This window comes from Fictibacillus marinisediminis (assembly GCF_023149135.1).
GTDB lineage: Bacteria > Bacillota > Bacilli > Bacillales > Fictibacillaceae > Fictibacillus_C > Fictibacillus_C marinisediminis.
This window is the reverse complement of the sequence record NZ_JAIWJX010000002.1, coordinates 2,077,389-2,092,302: the sequence shown is the minus strand read 5'-3', so window position 1 is coordinate 2,092,302 and position 14,914 is coordinate 2,077,389. Positions and strand designations below refer to the sequence as shown.

General features: G+C 41.7%; 19 protein-coding genes. 6 read left to right on the top strand and 13 right to left on the bottom strand.

The genetic code is table 11. The features are described from left to right. The first annotated feature begins 111 nt into the window (after positions 1 to 111). Positions 112 to 690, top strand: coding sequence for a glycerol-3-phosphate 1-O-acyltransferase PlsY (gene plsY / locus LCY76_RS11280; protein WP_053358265.1), 579 nt, complete (start codon positions 112 to 114; stop codon positions 688 to 690). A 255-nt stretch (positions 691 to 945) separates the two neighbouring features. Further along, positions 946 to 1,200: a sporulation protein YjcZ gene (yjcZ, locus tag LCY76_RS11275; RefSeq protein ID WP_248254654.1), complete on the top strand. Its 255-nt coding sequence runs from the start codon at positions 946 to 948 to the stop codon at positions 1,198 to 1,200. 50 nt (positions 1,201 to 1,250) lie between these two features. Here yjcZ and LCY76_RS11270 read toward each other — a convergent pair whose 3' ends face one another. The 7 genes from LCY76_RS11270 to LCY76_RS11240 all read right to left on the bottom strand — a co-directional run bounded on the left by LCY76_RS11270 (position 1,251) and on the right by LCY76_RS11240 (position 7,054). Continuing rightward, entirely contained in the window at positions 1,251 to 1,988 is a 738-nt protein-coding gene (locus LCY76_RS11270) for an exonuclease domain-containing protein (protein ID WP_248252707.1), read from the bottom strand. Further along, entirely contained in the window at positions 1,966 to 3,078 is a 1,113-nt protein-coding gene (locus LCY76_RS11265; RefSeq protein ID WP_248252706.1) for a DUF294 nucleotidyltransferase-like domain-containing protein, read from the bottom strand. Before LCY76_RS11265 ends, LCY76_RS11270 begins: the two co-directional genes overlap by 23 nt. Before the next feature lie 5 nt (positions 3,079 to 3,083). Beyond that, on the bottom strand, positions 3,084 to 4,376 hold the full coding sequence (locus tag LCY76_RS11260; protein WP_248252705.1) for an ammonium transporter: 1,293 nt from the start codon (positions 4,374 to 4,376) through the stop codon (positions 3,084 to 3,086). Between the two features lie 160 nt (positions 4,377 to 4,536). Further along, positions 4,537 to 4,968 (bottom strand): BrxA/BrxB family bacilliredoxin, encoded by a 432-nt coding sequence (locus LCY76_RS11255; RefSeq protein ID WP_248252704.1) that lies wholly within the window; start codon positions 4,966 to 4,968, stop codon positions 4,537 to 4,539. Positions 4,969 to 5,045: 77 nt separating this feature from the next. After that, entirely contained in the window at positions 5,046 to 5,696 is a 651-nt protein-coding gene (locus tag LCY76_RS11250) for an NAD-dependent epimerase/dehydratase family protein (protein WP_248252703.1), read from the bottom strand. 76 nt (positions 5,697 to 5,772) lie between these two features. Continuing rightward, complete coding sequence (locus LCY76_RS11245) at positions 5,773 to 6,351, bottom strand: cysteine hydrolase family protein (protein ID WP_248252702.1); 579 nt, start codon at positions 6,349 to 6,351, stop codon at positions 5,773 to 5,775. Between the two features lie 22 nt (positions 6,352 to 6,373). Beyond that, positions 6,374 to 7,054, bottom strand: coding sequence for an MgtC/SapB family protein (locus LCY76_RS11240; RefSeq protein WP_062232066.1), 681 nt, complete (start codon positions 7,052 to 7,054; stop codon positions 6,374 to 6,376). A 218-nt stretch (positions 7,055 to 7,272) separates the two neighbouring features. Here LCY76_RS11240 and LCY76_RS11235 point away from each other — a divergent pair, with 218 nt between their 5' ends. Further along, entirely contained in the window at positions 7,273 to 7,611 is a 339-nt protein-coding gene (locus LCY76_RS11235) for a DUF485 domain-containing protein (RefSeq protein ID WP_248252701.1), read from the top strand. Beyond that, on the top strand, positions 7,608 to 9,149 hold the full coding sequence (locus LCY76_RS11230; RefSeq protein ID WP_248252700.1) for a solute symporter family protein: 1,542 nt from the start codon (positions 7,608 to 7,610) through the stop codon (positions 9,147 to 9,149). Before LCY76_RS11235 ends, LCY76_RS11230 begins: the two co-directional genes overlap by 4 nt. 329 nt (positions 9,150 to 9,478) lie before the next feature. On the opposite strand, the gene LCY76_RS11225 is transcribed toward LCY76_RS11230, so the two are convergent. From LCY76_RS11225 to LCY76_RS11215, 3 genes are all read right to left on the bottom strand, one after another. Continuing rightward, positions 9,479 to 10,339, bottom strand: coding sequence for a CvfB family protein (locus LCY76_RS11225; protein WP_248252699.1), 861 nt, complete (start codon positions 10,337 to 10,339; stop codon positions 9,479 to 9,481). Positions 10,340 to 10,434: 95 nt separating this feature from the next. After that, complete coding sequence (locus LCY76_RS11220; protein ID WP_082315907.1) at positions 10,435 to 10,587, bottom strand: YycC family protein; 153 nt, start codon at positions 10,585 to 10,587, stop codon at positions 10,435 to 10,437. Between the two features lie 46 nt (positions 10,588 to 10,633). Then, on the bottom strand, positions 10,634 to 12,322 hold the full coding sequence (locus LCY76_RS11215) for a formate--tetrahydrofolate ligase (protein WP_248252698.1): 1,689 nt from the start codon (positions 12,320 to 12,322) through the stop codon (positions 10,634 to 10,636). Positions 12,323 to 12,505: 183 nt separating this feature from the next. Here LCY76_RS11215 and LCY76_RS11210 point away from each other — a divergent pair, with 183 nt between their 5' ends. Further along, a complete protein-coding gene (locus LCY76_RS11210; RefSeq protein ID WP_062232057.1) occupies positions 12,506 to 12,826 on the top strand; it encodes a 2Fe-2S iron-sulfur cluster-binding protein in 321 nt (106 codons plus the stop codon). A gap of 58 nt (positions 12,827 to 12,884) precedes the next feature. Here LCY76_RS11210 and LCY76_RS11205 read toward each other — a convergent pair whose 3' ends face one another. After that, entirely contained in the window at positions 12,885 to 13,529 is a 645-nt protein-coding gene (locus LCY76_RS11205) for an HD domain-containing protein (RefSeq protein WP_248252697.1), read from the bottom strand. 73 nt (positions 13,530 to 13,602) lie between these two features. Here LCY76_RS11205 and LCY76_RS11200 point away from each other — a divergent pair, with 73 nt between their 5' ends. Further along, complete coding sequence (locus tag LCY76_RS11200) at positions 13,603 to 13,854, top strand: DUF2564 family protein (protein WP_248252696.1); 252 nt, start codon at positions 13,603 to 13,605, stop codon at positions 13,852 to 13,854. A gap of 22 nt (positions 13,855 to 13,876) precedes the next feature. Here LCY76_RS11200 and LCY76_RS11195 read toward each other — a convergent pair whose 3' ends face one another. Both LCY76_RS11195 and LCY76_RS11190 read right to left on the bottom strand, forming a co-directional pair. After that, positions 13,877 to 14,164, bottom strand: a complete 288-nt coding sequence (locus tag LCY76_RS11195) for a DUF6123 family protein (protein WP_248252695.1) — start codon at positions 14,162 to 14,164, stop codon at positions 13,877 to 13,879. A gap of 57 nt (positions 14,165 to 14,221) precedes the next feature. Beyond that, positions 14,222 to 14,884, bottom strand: a complete 663-nt coding sequence (locus LCY76_RS11190) for a reverse transcriptase-like protein (protein WP_248252694.1) — start codon at positions 14,882 to 14,884, stop codon at positions 14,222 to 14,224. Positions 14,885 to 14,914: the final 30 nt, after the last annotated feature.

The window sequence follows — 14,914 nt, the reverse complement described above, 5'->3', positions numbered from 1 at the left end:
GTTCCAGCTTCAGCCAGAACAGACACTACACATTTCAATCTAAAAAACATCTGTTACCTGGAAGCGATTGCATATATAATAAGAAGAAAAGACAGGCAGAAGGTGAATCATTTGATACTTTTAATTTTGGTCTTATCTTATATCATTGGTTCCGTTCCTTTTGCGCTCATCGTAGGCAAATGGAAGTATGGAATTGATATCCGCGAGCATGGCAGCGGAAATTTGGGAGGTACCAACACCTTCCGTATCCTTGGAAAAAAAGCGGGTTTCATTGTAACGATTTCAGACATTCTTAAAGGGACACTTGCAGCCTCCCTTCCGTTGCTGCTGAATACAGATTTGCATGTCCTGCTAGCTGGAATACCCGCTGTTATTGGACATTGCTACCCTCTTTTCGCAAGATTCAAAGGCGGAAAAGCAGTGGCCACTTCTGCAGGAATCTTGTTATTCTATGCACCGTTAATGTTCTTGCTTCTTATCGCCGTCTTCTTTATGGTACTCTACCTTACGAAATATGTTTCTTTATCTTCACTGGTTGCCTGCATGGCCGCAGTATTATATGGAATCGTTGTCCACGATATTTTATTAATAACCGTTATGTCTGCATTCTTGCTCTTTTTGCTCTATCGGCATCGAGCGAATATCGGCAGAATTATCGCAAAAACCGAACCGAAAATTAAATGGCTATAATGAGCGTTCCATCCGGAATGCTTTTTTTATTTTCAAAAAATCCGCATTTGTCCGTTACCGAGCAGGGCGAACGTACATAGGCTGTATGGAGATATATACCTAATATTATTTAACGACGGAGGGACAATAATGGAAAATAAAAAAATAAATGTACCCATGGCACCTGTTAATAAACCCGTAAACACCCCTTTAAATATTCCTATGAATGCACCGGTAAACGCTCCGGTCAACCTGCCGGTTGCACCCGGCAAGGCGATCTATGATCACCATCACCTCGGACATCACTATCATCTCGGACATCACGGTTACGACTACGGATATGGATGCGGGTATGGGTATGGAACTGGATACGACTACGGAACAGGTTATGGATTCGGCGGAGGAAGGCACGGCTATACATTGATTATTGTGCTGTTTATTTTATTGATCATTATTGGCTGTTCTTGTTGGTCCGGCTTTTCTGGAGACGAATGTTGCGAAAGCAGCAGCAGTAGCAGACGCAGTAAATAAGAATTTTAAAAAAAGAAAGCGGGGAAAATTTTCTCCGCTTTCTTTTTGATTTATTTGATATAAACGTAAAGATCTTCAAGTGTCTCGATCCCTTTTTCTCTGCAAAGGTCCAATAGGCTTCTCCAAAGATCAACCATGATCAAAACATCTCCTTGAGCACTATGTCTGTTGCAGCAATCAATGTCAAAGTAAGAAGATGCACTGTCCAACGTTGGAAAAGCAGACGAACCTACAAGTTTTTCTGTAATCAATGCCAATTCAAGTGATGGCTGTTTTAATGAAGAACGGTATCGTTTCCACAAGTAATGGTTAATAAAAGCTACATCATGTGAAATATGATAACCGATTATCACTCCGCCCGAGAGAAAGCGAAAGATTTCTTCCGCTTTCTCATCCAGGGTTGGAGCGTTTTTCACATCGTCTTCAATGATTCCGGTTAAACTTCTGATCTCGTCAGGAATTTTGACTGAAGGATTAATGAATTGGTGGTATTGTTCAATAACCGTCGAATTCTTCATCTTTGCGGCGGCTATTGAGAATATTTGATCCCCATGTTCCGGCCTGAAGCCTGTTGTTTCAGTATCCAGAATAATAAATAGAACGTCATCCAGCTTTGTTTTTAAATCGGCTCGTTTGGAAGCTTTCTCTTTCAGGATCTTTCTTATCCAGGCTTCATGCTGAAAGGAACCAGGATTTCCAGGAGGGACTTCTTCCCGATTCAATCCAAGATTGAATAATCTATGCATAATATACTTTAGATTTCTTTCAGATCCCGGCTGATTGTTCAAAACTTGTTCCTCTCTTTTTGATCTGTTTTTGTATCAGTTTGGTCAGTTTCATTGTGCGTTTAAGCTGCTGAGCCGCTTTAGAATCCAAAGTAGTCAACCATAAATGATAATCAAGTCTATCATCCATTTCCTTCAGATCAATCGAGTGAGCTAACCGCAGTTCCAATAGAAAATCATAAGCCGCAACGCATTCATCCATCTGTAAAGAGGAAAAACAGCCTTTCTCGTTCAGACCGAAGATTCGTTCTCTTGTAGACTGGGCGCCTTCTCCATACAACAACGACAACAATTTAATGTTAGTGGTAAACGGAGCGAATACTCCTTGTTTCAAGTCGAAGCGCCCTGCATATTTCCCCCAGCGTTCTGTAAAGATCATTCCGAACATGTTAATCGGTATTTCGTGTGCAGTAACGAGTTCTGCCATTTTTTTGAGGATAAACGGCCGCTGGCGTATTTCCTGGACAAACCATTCCCTTAAGCGATACAGAAGTGCAGGGAGGCCATAAACAGGCTTTGTATCCAGCATGATCATCATGTATTTCAAATCATCTTCTGATCCTTTATTTAAATAGGAGGATAGCTGATCTTTCCACTCCTCATCACTATTCCTCCATCGGAGGTTGGACGCCATCACGTTTCCCTGGCATAAGGGATAGCCTACTTCAGCTAAATAATGGACAGCCGTACGGGAAAATTCTTCAGCAAAAGCCTCAACCACTCTTTTATCTTCATGACCAGTCTGATAGATTAGCCCATTATCCTGATCTGTCCATATCGTTTGTTCGTGTCGTGCACTCGACCCCATACTGAAGAAGCAATATCTTTCTCCAGGTGCTGTTCCTATAGTCTCTCTTGTTGTATCGTAAGCAAACGAAACAGCCTTACGGGTTAAAACATCGTGAATATCGTTCAGTGAATTGTATCTGTTATTAATAGAGAGACCGGAAGCTTCCAGCCCTTGAATAAACGGAATGATCTCCGCATGAATCTTCCTAAGTTCCTCCAGTGCAGCAGCTTTCTTCACTCGTTCTTTCATCTCATGAACTGTCACCGTGTCTTGGTATTTCGATTCATCAAAAAAATTAAGCATAAGAATCAGTTGGCTTTCTGAGTAATTGCCGGATCTAAATGTTCAGGGTATCCATAGGAACCATGTTCACTGATATCAAGGCCTGAAATTTCCTGCTCAGGTGTAACCCTTAATCCGAAAAGTTTCTTCAAAGCAAATAATAGAATAAAAGAAACGATAGCTACATATCCAGCCGCACCAATTACTCCTACTGTCTGAACGAAAAGCTGATGAACTCCGCCGCCATAAAAAAGACCTGCCTTTCCGACACCAGTTTGCTCTACTAGGCGCGGCGATGCGAAAAATCCGGTTGAGATCGTTCCGATGATTCCAGCGATACCATGAACCGAAAAAGCATAGATCGGGTCATCAATACCTTTTCTCTCAAAATATATAGAAGTCCAGAATGTAAATGCTCCCGCGAAAACACCGATCACGATCGCTGCCCATGCTTCCACAAAAGCGCAAGCAGCCGTAATGGCAACTAATGCTGCGAGCACTCCGTTCACCATTGCTGGAATATCCGCTTTTCCTGTTAATAGCTTTGAAGTCAGAATAGCGCCGATTGCGCCAGCTGCTGCGGCAAGGTTGGTTGTTAAAGCGATATAACCGAAGAATCCATCCGCTGTCCCCATTGTGCTTCCCGCGTTGAATCCAAACCATCCAATCCACAGGATGATGCCTCCAAGAACAGTGTAGACCTGGTTATGGCCAGGGATGAGATTTGGTGTGCGATCTTTATTGAATTTTCCAATTCGAGGACCTAAAAGCAATGTAGCTACAAGTGCAGCGATCGCACCTTGAAGATGGATGACAGTTGATCCAGCAAAATCCTGCATGCCCATTTTCCCAAGCCATCCTCCTCCCCAAACCCAATGGCCGATGATCGGATAAATCAAAACAGTAAACACTGTTCCGAAGATAAAATAGACGGATAGTTTTGCCCGCTCAGCAAATCCTCCCCATGCGATTGCCAATGAAACACCTACAAATGCGAGCTGAAATAAAAATTTAAGAGAAAGCGGAACATTGGCCCAGGACAAGGAATCAAACGTTTTGCTGTCACCGTGCAAGAGCCAGCCCGTCGTTCCTAAAAAGCTGTTCCCTTCCCCAAAGGTAATGCCAAAGCCAGCTGCCCAAAAGGCAATTGTTGCAATAGCAAAACTTAATATTTGTTTTCCTGCAACATGACCCGAATTTTTCATTCGGGTGGATCCTGCTTCTAAAAGTGCGAATCCAGCTTGCATTCCAATTACTAAAATCGCAGCAAACATTACCCATAAAGAATCAATGAACATCAATACCGTACTTTCTTTCATGTTATCTCTCCACCCTTCTCATGTCATATTTTCTAACATCATTAGATATACTATATGACATGAAAATAAAAATGGCAATTGTTTTCTGAATATTTTCTCAAAATTAGTTGTGAGATTGATTTTTTCGCACAAAAAAAGAACTCAAAATGAGTTCTTTTAATTATTTATTATTTTTCTCATAGGCGGTTACAAGATTCTCTACAATTTCTTCTGCGCTGTGGTTCTCAATATCGTGACGATGGATAAAATGCACTACTTCTTTTCCCTTTAAAAGTGCCATGGAAGGTGAAGAAGGAGGGTAACCTTCAAAATAATCTCTCATCCTTGCCGTTGCTTCTTTATCCTGGCCTGCAAAAACTGTAACAATGTTATCCGGTTTTGCTGCATGATTTAAAGAGTAGATCGCAGAAGGCCTGGCCAATCCAGCAGCACATCCGCATACTGAATTAATAAAAACGAGAGAAGTTCCTTCTGTATTCTCCATAAAACGATCAACTTCTTCTGGTGTTGTCAGTTCACTAAACCCTGCATTTGTAAGCTCATTTCTCATCGGCTGAGCCATCTGTCTCATGTATTCTTCGTAAGCGTTCATTTTATCCCTCCAAATAGATCTGTACACTAATTATAGCTGATTCCGTTGACGGAATAAACTCATTTATCTTTTACCTTTTACTTTGCCATCACTTCTGATTCAATTACAGTATTACCTTTTATATTCCCTTGAGCAAACTCGTACATGGAACGCGCAACCAAACTCCCTGAAACAGGCAGATACTTTCGAAGTTTCCCTTTGAACAGAAAAGATAAGGAGTTGGCGAGCCATTCTCCTGCTTTTTCTCCCGTCCTCCACTCCTCCCGGTTCCCTGTTAAAAGCGAGGGGCGGAAGATTCCAACAGAAGGAATAACTGCTTTCCTTACGGCTTGTTCCATTTCTCCTTTTACACTGCTGTAAAAAAACCTGGAATCTGGCTTGGCACCTATGGCAGAGATTACGAGAAAGCGCGCAGCACCTTGTTCCGCGGCAAACTGAGACATCATCACGGGATACTCAAAGTCAACTTTTCGAAAGGCTTCTTTCGTTTTGGCCTTTTTTATCGTCGTCCCTAAACAGCAAAAGATATCATTTGCACTAAAAAATCGCTGATAGGATGGCAGTTCGTCAAAATTAATCTGCATTTCGATAAGTTTTTTATCGTGAACGCCTGTTTCATTTCTTGTTAACACGATGACCTGATCATAGTCACCACTGCTGACGAGCAGCCCGAGAAGTTCTTTTCCTACCAAACCGGTTGCTCCCGCAATCAATGCTGTTTTTGGCATGTGATCATTCCTTCCCTATAATCTTGTGGCCTGTAAAATTAAAAAGGCGGAGCTGGCCGCCCGCCTTCCAAATGAATCAAAATATTGAAGTAAATTGGCTGTCCTTAATTACCTTTGCGCCCAAAACGTTTGTAAAATGCCCAAGTGCCCATTGGTGCCCTTCCGAATTAAAACTTTGCACAGCATCCTCGTGAATCACAATATTATAGCCCTTATTGTAAGCATCAATAGCCGTATGAAGAACACAGATGTCAGAACATACTCCAACGAGATGCAGCTCTGTAATGTTTCGTTCTCTAAGTTTAAGATCCAGATTGGTACCCGCAAACGCACTGTATCGTGTTTTATCCATCCAGTAAATGTTGATTTTTTCCTGTGCAGTTAGAGAATCAGCAAGTTCACCAAGTTTTCCATATTGCTCCCGGCCTTTCGTTCCTCTGATGTTGTGAGATGGAAACAGGCTGCTCTCTGGATGATAAGAATCTTCTTCTTCGTGGAGATCAACAGCAAAAACAACAAAATCCTTTTGTTCAATAAAATGTTTTGTTATTGTTGTAATCCTTTTTTCTATGGATTGACCTGGAACTCCGCAAGTCAGCTTTCCATCGTCTGCTACAAAATCATAGGTATAATCTACAATCACTAATGCCTTCATTCACAGGGCTCCTTTTATGAAGTTAGCTCAACGTTTCAATTTCTACGTTTTGAACTCCTTTTATCTCTTTAATATCATAATAAATGTCAGTTGTATATCTTTTTTCATAAATGCTCAAGGTAAGCTCCATTTTACTTGTGCCATTGTCCAGATCCTTCACTCGAACATTCAGGATCTTTAATTGTTTTTGTTTGATTTCTTTTACCATCTCAGTCATGTTCCATCCATCCGGCACAATAATGCGAACACGGGCTTCTTTTTCTCTCAGCGTTTTTGGGCCCATCCATTTCATGATCATTGGAATTAACTCAACACTGATTAGGATCATAAGAGCTCCTGCTGCTGCCTCTAAATAGAAACCTGCACCTGATGCTATTCCCAGTCCGGATGCTCCCCAAATCATTGCAGCTGTAGTCAGTCCGGAAATTACATCATTGCTTCTCCGTAAAATCACCCCTGCTCCAAGAAAACCGATCCCGCTTACGACCTGCGCAGCCAGACGCATTGGGTCCATCATCGTTCGCCCGGTTAATTCAGAGAAGCTCTTCGCTGACTCGATGGAAACGATCGTTAATAAGCAGCTGCTGATTGAAATCACCAAACAGGTCTTTAACCCGACAGGTTTTCGCTTAAGCTCTCGCTCGAGACCGATAACTAATCCAAGAAATGCCGAAATGCCAAGTTTAATTAAAATCAAGCTCAATGCTTCTCACCATCCTTCTTTCCTTCTTCCTATGTATATGTAAGGTAAATATCCTAAAAATACTATAACCTTAAGTTAACATCAACTATATCTTTTAAAAAGCTAGATAATAAGCCATAATTTTTATATAATGAAAATGATTTAATTTTCAGAAAAAACAAAAAGGAGTGTTGCATGATGTTAAAAGATTCACCCGTTCAGGCTCAGGAGGGGATCGAGTGTTAGCAGAGAAAAAATCTGAAGACAAAAATATAAATTATTCCAAGATTGCTTCTTCTGCGTCCTTTAAACAATTACTTCAAGAAAAAAAGAAATTTCTTCTTCCGATGTGCATTTTCTTCTTTGTTTTTTATTTTACTCTCCCCATCATGACCTCATACTCTACAATTCTTAATACTTCTGCCTTCGGTGACATTAGCTGGGCCTGGGTTTTTGCTTTTTCACAATTTATTATGACATGGGTTTTATGCAGCCTTTATTCTAAACGAGCGGTTGCTTTTGACAAACAAGCAGATGAGATTATACGTCAGTCTTTAAAGGAGGCTGACAGAAAATGAATACTGCATTTATGCTATTTATAGCAATTGTGGCAATTACTCTGGTGATTACTTATTTTGCTGCGAAACGCACAAATACAGCCAATGATTTCTATACAGCCAGCAGTGGACTGACAGGCTGGCAGAATGGCTTTGCGATCGCAGGGGACTACATGTCAGCAGCATCTTTCCTCGGCATTGCCGGGTCTATTGCACTTTCGGGTTTTGATGGCTTTTTTTATTCCATCGGCTTTCTTGTGGCTTACCTTGTTGTCCTCTATCTCGTCGCTGAGCCTTTGCGAAATCTGGGGAAATATACAATGGCTGATATGATTGCGGCTAGGTTTGATGATAAAAAAGTCCGGGGTGTGGCTGCGTTAAACACCATCACTATTTCAATCTTTTACATGATTGCTCAATTGGTCGGTGCGGGGGCACTGATTACCTTATTACTCGACATAGAGTATACAACTTCTGTTCTAATTGTTGGTGTGCTTATGACAGTCTATGTGGTGTTTGGAGGAATGATGGCGACAAGCTGGGTTCAGATTGTAAAAGCGGGACTGCTGATGGCAGGTACTTTCATAATCTCTCTGATGGTATTTGCAAAATTCGGCTACAGCATCACGGGTATGTTTGAACATATAAAAACAGCCACCCCATTAGGTGAGAGTTTTCTTCATCCAGGAAACAAATACAAAGATCCTCTGGACACTATCTCTCTGAATCTGGCACTCGTTCTGGGAACGGCAGGACTACCCCACATACTTATTCGCTTTTTTACTGTAAAGGATGCACCAACTGCAAGAAAGTCAGTTGTTTATGCGACATGGATGATTGGTATCTTTTATATTATGACAATCTTTCTTGGTTTTGGAGCTGCTGCTTTCGTTGGAACTGATTCTATCATAAAAGCAAATTCCGCCGGAAATATGGCTGCCCCACTGCTTGCAAAAGCGCTTGGGGGAGATTTCTTGTTTGCTTTTGTATCTGCAGTTGCTTTCGCTACCATTCTGGCAGTAGTTGCTGGTCTAGTCCTTTCAGCTGCTTCAGCGTTCGCCCATGATTTTTACAGTCAAATCTTACGGAAAGGTGAAGCCACTGAAAAAGAACAGATGAAAGCTGCTCGTTGGTCATCCATTGGGGTAGCCATCTTGTCCATTATCCTCGCGTTGTTTGCACAAAAATTAAACGTAGCTTTTCTCGTTTCACTTGCTTTTGCTGTAGCTGCCAGCGCGAACCTTCCCATTCTATTATTCACCGTTTTTTGGAAGCGCTTTAATACAGCCGGAGCCGTTTCTGGAATGCTGGTTGGGCTCTTAAGCTCACTTATTTTAGTAGCTCTAAGCCCAAGCGTTTGGTCTCCAGAAGCGGGTGTGGCAATTTTGGTCGGTGAACCTGTCTTTCCATTAGCAAATCCGGGTATTGTTTCAATTCCACTCGGATTCCTCGGTGCTATTGCTGGTACCCTTCTTTCCTCCAAAAAGTTTGATGATGGCAAGTTTGATGAAATCGTAGTCAAGGTCAATACCGGAATTGGTCTCCGAGATAATGCTTAAAATAAAACCATTGAAAAAGGACAGCTAAAGCTGTCCTTTTTCTTTCTTCCAAAAATGATTCCTGAAACAAGAAGCGCGATGGCGAAGAGGAAGGTTTTTATATCGGCGGTTCCTGCTTTATGACCCATAAGAAGTATATGGCCGCTAAAACAGCGATGAGGCCATCACTGTATCTGTTTTTATTGTTGTTTTCATAGGCAGACCGTTTATCTTCTGCATGCTTTATATTAAAAAGCTCTGTTAGTCCATATTGTTAATTTTTGGTGGATGTGTGATTGAACCACCTACAGAAAAGCAGAAGGGTATAAGCAAGCATCGATTGAACAAAGCTAAATCTTAAGGTACGTTTTTCCGTTCTCCTGCTTGATTTTATTTTCTTTGATCAATTTGCCCAGAGCCCGTTTAAATGCCGCCTTGCTTATATCAAATTCATTTTTAATCTCATCCGGACTGGATTTATCAGTATAAGGCATCTGGCCTTTATTTGCTTTTAGATAGGTGTAGATTTTTTCGGCATCCTCACTATATGCTTGTTCTTTCCTCGGCTTCATCGAAAGATTTACTCTTCCATCATCCCTTATGAATGTGACGCGGCATTCTACCCGTTCGCCGAGGCGGAGCTGGTGGCTCATTTCATCTTGATGGATAAAGCCGATCAGACTGTTCTCTGTAAAGATTAATGCTCCTGAATCATTAAGCTTGTACACATGTCCAGTAACCATTTGATTAAAATGGCTTTCATTCGCTGCTTCTGCCTGTTCAACGATTTCCTGTTCACTCGCAAGGTCCGCAAACAGCCTTCCCTTCTTATCCAGACGAAGACCGCAGTACAATTGGTCTCCAATTCCAGGCCACTGCTCTAAAGGGCCGGGCAGATCATCGTTTGACAGCAATACATCCTTATGTATGCCAATGTCCAGGAATACACCCAATCGTTTCGTAGAGCCAACGACCTTGAGCCATGCCAGTGTATCCAGACGGACTTTTGGCTGGGTCATGGTTGCTGCCAATCTCCCTTCATGATCCTGGTATAAAAATACTTCGACCGTTTCTCCTTCTTTTAGCTCTTTAGAAGCTTCTCTTTTATGCAGCATAACTTCTTCAGTTCCAAGGCTTAAAAAATAGCCGAAATCGCTCAACCGTTCAACTTTTAATGTAAATACCTCTCCGGCTCTTAACTTATTTTCCATCGCATCTCAATTCCTTTGTTCTTTTTATAATAGTATGGACTTTAACATTGAAAAATAGAAACCTACTTTTAATCCGTAAAGTAGGTTTCCGTCTTTTATTCTTCCTTTTTTGTCTCTTCTTCCTCAGAAATTTCCATGAGTTTCTTTATTAAAATATGCTGAGGCATATGCATGATCTGTTCAAGCGGAACATTCAGCTTCTTGGACAGCATGAGGGCTGTTTCTGCTGAAATTTGCAATGGTTTCATAATGTGCACCCTCCCCTCCGCTAAGTATACCAAACCTGCTTCTCTTTTAAAACAATCCCACTGCTTTCCCGTCTTCTGTAACATCCATATTCAATGCTGCAGGTGCTTTCGGCAATCCCGGCATCGTCATCACATCTCCGGTCAGTGCCACAATGAAGCCTGCTCCAATTGATGCTTTTAATTCACGAATAGTGATCACAAATTCCTCAGGTCGTCCCAGTCTTTTCGGATCATCAGAAAGTGAATACTGGGTTTTGGCCATACAGACAGGAAGGGTTGACCAGCCTTGCAGTTCAAACTCTTGAAGCTGTGTCAGCGCTTTTGGTGAAAACTGAACCCCGCTTGCACCATACACTTTCTCGGCAATCGTTATGATTTTTTCTTCAAGTGGCTGATCCAGTGTATACAACGGCTGATACTCATTGATTCCATTCTCGATAATATCGAGTACTTTTCTTGCCAGATCTTCACCGCCTTCTCCGCCTTTCAGCCAAACATCGGATAGTTCAACAGGTATATTCTTCTCGCTGCACCACTTCAAGATATACTGAATTTCAGAATCATGATCGGACACAAAACGGTTGACAGCTACCACAAAAGGCACCCCAAATGCCTGGATCGTTTCAATATGTTTTTCAAGATTGGCCATTCCAGCAGCCAATGCTTGAAGATCTTCCGTTGACAATTGATTTTTATTCTGTCCTCCATGCATCTTCAATGCACGTGCTGTAGCGACGATTACGACTGCACTGGGTTTCAGATCAGCATAGCGGGCTTTTATGTTTAAAAACTTCTCCGCCCCGAGATCAGCACCGAACCCTGCTTCTGTTACAACATAATCTCCAAGTTTGCTGGCTAACTTTGTCGCGATGATGCTGTTGCATCCGTGGGCAATATTGGCGAACGGGCCTCCATGAATAATAGCTGGAGTATTTTCAAGCGTTTGAACGAGATTAGGTCTGATCGCATCTTTTAAAAGCAGGGTCAGTGCACCTTCTACTTTTAAATCGGCAACGGTAACGGGTTTATTTTCATAGGTATAGCCAACGACCATTCTAGAAAGTTTCTTCTTCAAATCATCCAGATCTTTCGCAAGACAAAAGATGGCCATGACTTCAGAAGCTACTGTAATATCAAAACCATCCTCACGCGGCACACCCTGCACGGGTCCGCCAAGACCGATGACAATTTTCCGAAGTGCTCTGTCATTCATATCGAGAACACGCTTCCACACAATTTTCCGAGGATCAATGTTCAGTTCATTCCCGCGATGGATGTGATTATCGATGACTGCTGCCAAAGCGTTATTGGCAGTTGTAATCGCATGAATGTCGCCAGTAAAGTGAAGATTGATATCTTCCATCGGAATAACTTGGGAGTATCCCCCTCCAGCTGCACCGCCTTTAAGTCCCATACTAGGGCCAAGCGAAGGTTCTCTTAGAGCAATAATGGCTTTTTCTCCGATTCGGTTAAGAGCCTGTCCAAGGCCGACCGTTACCGTTGATTTACCCTCACCTGCAGGAGTTGGATTGATGGATGTTACGAGTACAACCTTACCTTCCTGCTTCGTTTTAAGTTTGTCGAACAAACCCAATGAAAGTTTTGCCTTATAGCGCCCATAAGGTTCCCAGTCTTCTTCTTGTATATTCAATTGAGCGGCGATCTCTTCAATTCGAAGCATGTTTGCTTCTTGTGCGATTTCAATGTCGGACTTATGCTTGACTTCCTTTGTCATGTGTAAAGTACCCCCTGTAAAATACGTACATATAATCATTTTACCTAAAATCATTTATAAAATGTAAACATTCTTGTCGTCCTATCGATTTAGTTTATCCTGAATTTTGTTTTTAACGAGATTAGTTTATCGTATAATAGAAAGGATTTAATCTTGCAATTCTAAAAGGAGGAATTGAGATTCATGGCAAAAATCACTGTACAGGGTTTTGGTGATTATGAAATTGAAAATGGAAAAAAACTTGTAATCGGACTTGAAGACAATGGAGTGGATATTCTTCACCGCTGCGGCGGGAAAGCAAAGTGTACAACCTGCCGGGTAGAGGTTGTCTCCGGTGACCTAGGTGAGATGAACGAATTTGAACGGAATATCATTGAAACAAAAGGGTTAGGCGAGGGAATTCGTTTATCCTGTCAGGTAAGGGTTGAGCAAGATGCTGAAATCCGTCCTGCGATGACCGTGTCAAAAGATGGGCTCGATCCAGGTCCGCGCCCTGCCGAATAAGCTTTAACAAAGGAGGCTCCATTCTTTTAGAATGAGCCTCCTTTGTTTATAGGGTCTATTATCGGATGCCTTCCCACTCAGAAAAAAACACATCCAGATACGATACCATCTGTTGATGTCTGCTCTCTGCAAGTTTTTTTCCATGCTCTGTATTCATTCGGTCTTTCAATGTCAGCAGTTTTTCATAAAAATGGTTGATAGCAGTTGACACTCCATTTCGGTATTCACTTTTTGTCATTGTGTTCCGTACAGGAATATCCGGGTCATAGATCATTTGTCCGGCAAATCCGGAATACGCAAAAGTTCTTGCGATGCCGATCGCACCAAGGGCATCCAAACGATCGGCATCCTGGACTGCCATTCCCTCAATTGTCTTCATCCCTGTTGAATTCCCGCCTTTAAATGACATGGTTGAAATAATCTCAAGAACATGTTGCTTTTCGGGGTTTGTTACCTCATGCTCGGTTAGACATAAGGATACCTTTTGAAGTCCTGCTTCTTCAGATGCATTAAATTTTTCATCAGCAATATCATGGAGGAGGGCTGCCAAGCTGCAGACAAAGGGATCCGCACCTTCTTTTTCTGCAATGGTAAGAGCTAGTTTATTCACCCTGTATATATGCCACCAATCATGGCCGCTGCCTTCCCCGCGCAAAGTTTCTTGAACGTACCTCTCGGCTGCTTCAATAATTTTTCTTTTCATTGAATTTTTCCTTTCTCATTATAAAAGTTTGTTCCAAAAGACATACTAAAAGTAAAACAGGTAGGTGAATTATATGTCAGAACCGTATAACGATCTTAAACAGGTAGACATGTCCATTCAGAGTGCACAACGAATCATCGGCCATGCTACGATGAGTATGGATCCCGGCCAGCTTCATGCAGCCAAAGAAGCGCTGAATACTGCTAAACAGCATTACGATGCCATGATGAACAACCAGACAGGAATGGATGGCATGTTTTTGGAGAATGCCCGTGAAACATTAGAACGCTGCGAACAGCAGATCAATGAAGCATTAAAACAATAAAAGCCGGATATCCGGCTTTTTTTTATGAATAAGAAACGTTAATCTCTTCTTCAAGATCATTCACATATGTATACGCTCTTCGTTTTGTTTTAATTTCATTCTGCTTAAATTCCTCTAAAAGAGCAATATAGTAGCTTCCGTCGAACTCTCTTTGGATTTTTAACGTAATTTCAATGGCGACGCTGACCATATAATCACTCATTCCAGTAAAGTGCTTACCGAATTCAATAAATGCAGTATCACTTTCTTTTAATTTAATCCCCTTTGAAGCCAGGTACTGGAAGTATTCCTCGATTGAAAACTGAGACAATTGCATCCCATCCTATTCTTTGAAGATTCATGTAAATTGTATCAGTCAAAAATACCATTAATCAATGATTTCTTTTTTACCATGGATCATGTTCTTATGAAGTGCCTGTGTCGCAAGGGAATCTGCCTCTTTATTTTCTTTCCGGGAGATTAGCTCATAGGATGGTTTGATTCCGAGTATTTTCAGTTTTTCTTCAATTTTGTCCATCCATTTTTGCAGATTTTCTTCGTAACAAGGCCATTCCCCGCTCATTTGCTGAATAACCACCATTGAATCCCCTTTAATCGTTACCGGTGTCCGCTGTACACCCAGACGTTCCAGTTCATTTATAAGCAGCCAAAGCGCCGCATATTCCGATTCATTATTCGATTCAATCATATGGTAAGAGGCATTGGAGCGTACCCGGTAATTTTTATTCGATTGTTTGTAATAAACTGCTGTTCCCTGCCCGGATAAACGCTCATCTTTTTGAAACCCGCCATCAAAAAACGCTGTAATATCAGAGGGTTCTGTCTCAATAACAGCCACCATTTTTTGAAGTTCTTTTTTAGACCAATAAACACCAGTTTCATCAAGAAACGTAAGATTTCCAAGACGGCCTGTTCTTTCAATGTCTTCAGCAAGCTGAACCGCTTGCGCCACCGTCACGGGATCTGAAACAAACCGTGTCATATTCTTTGATCTTGAGGGCTTATATTCCCATTCCAACGTAACCTTCATCGCAGGGCCTCCCTGAATTTGTAATATCTC

Coding starts and splice junctions, on each gene's coding strand:
- LCY76_RS11265 (WP_248252706.1), bottom strand. CDS start 3,078: ATGCTTAATTTTTTTGATGAATCGAAATACCAAGACACGGTGACAGTT.
- LCY76_RS11260 (WP_248252705.1), bottom strand. CDS start 4,376: ATGAAAGAAAGTACGGTATTGATGTTCATTGATTCTTTATGGGTAATG.
- LCY76_RS11255 (WP_248252704.1), bottom strand. CDS start 4,968: ATGAACGCTTACGAAGAATACATGAGACAGATGGCTCAGCCGATGAGA.
- LCY76_RS11250 (WP_248252703.1), bottom strand. CDS start 5,696: ATGCCAAAAACAGCATTGATTGCGGGAGCAACCGGTTTGGTAGGAAAA.
- LCY76_RS11245 (WP_248252702.1), bottom strand. CDS start 6,351: ATGAAGGCATTAGTGATTGTAGATTATACCTATGATTTTGTAGCAGAC.
- LCY76_RS11230 (WP_248252700.1), top strand. CDS start 7,608: ATGAATACTGCATTTATGCTATTTATAGCAATTGTGGCAATTACTCTG.
- LCY76_RS11225 (WP_248252699.1), bottom strand. CDS start 10,339: ATGGAAAATAAGTTAAGAGCCGGAGAGGTATTTACATTAAAAGTTGAA.
- LCY76_RS11220 (WP_082315907.1), bottom strand. CDS start 10,587: ATGAAACCATTGCAAATTTCAGCAGAAACAGCCCTCATGCTGTCCAAG.
- LCY76_RS11215 (WP_248252698.1), bottom strand. CDS start 12,322: ATGACAAAGGAAGTCAAGCATAAGTCCGACATTGAAATCGCACAAGAA.
- LCY76_RS11210 (WP_062232057.1), top strand. CDS start 12,506: ATGGCAAAAATCACTGTACAGGGTTTTGGTGATTATGAAATTGAAAAT.
- LCY76_RS11205 (WP_248252697.1), bottom strand. CDS start 13,529: ATGAAAAGAAAAATTATTGAAGCAGCCGAGAGGTACGTTCAAGAAACT.
- LCY76_RS11200 (WP_248252696.1), top strand. CDS start 13,603: ATGTCAGAACCGTATAACGATCTTAAACAGGTAGACATGTCCATTCAG.
- LCY76_RS11190 (WP_248252694.1), bottom strand. CDS start 14,884: ATGAAGGTTACGTTGGAATGGGAATATAAGCCCTCAAGATCAAAGAAT.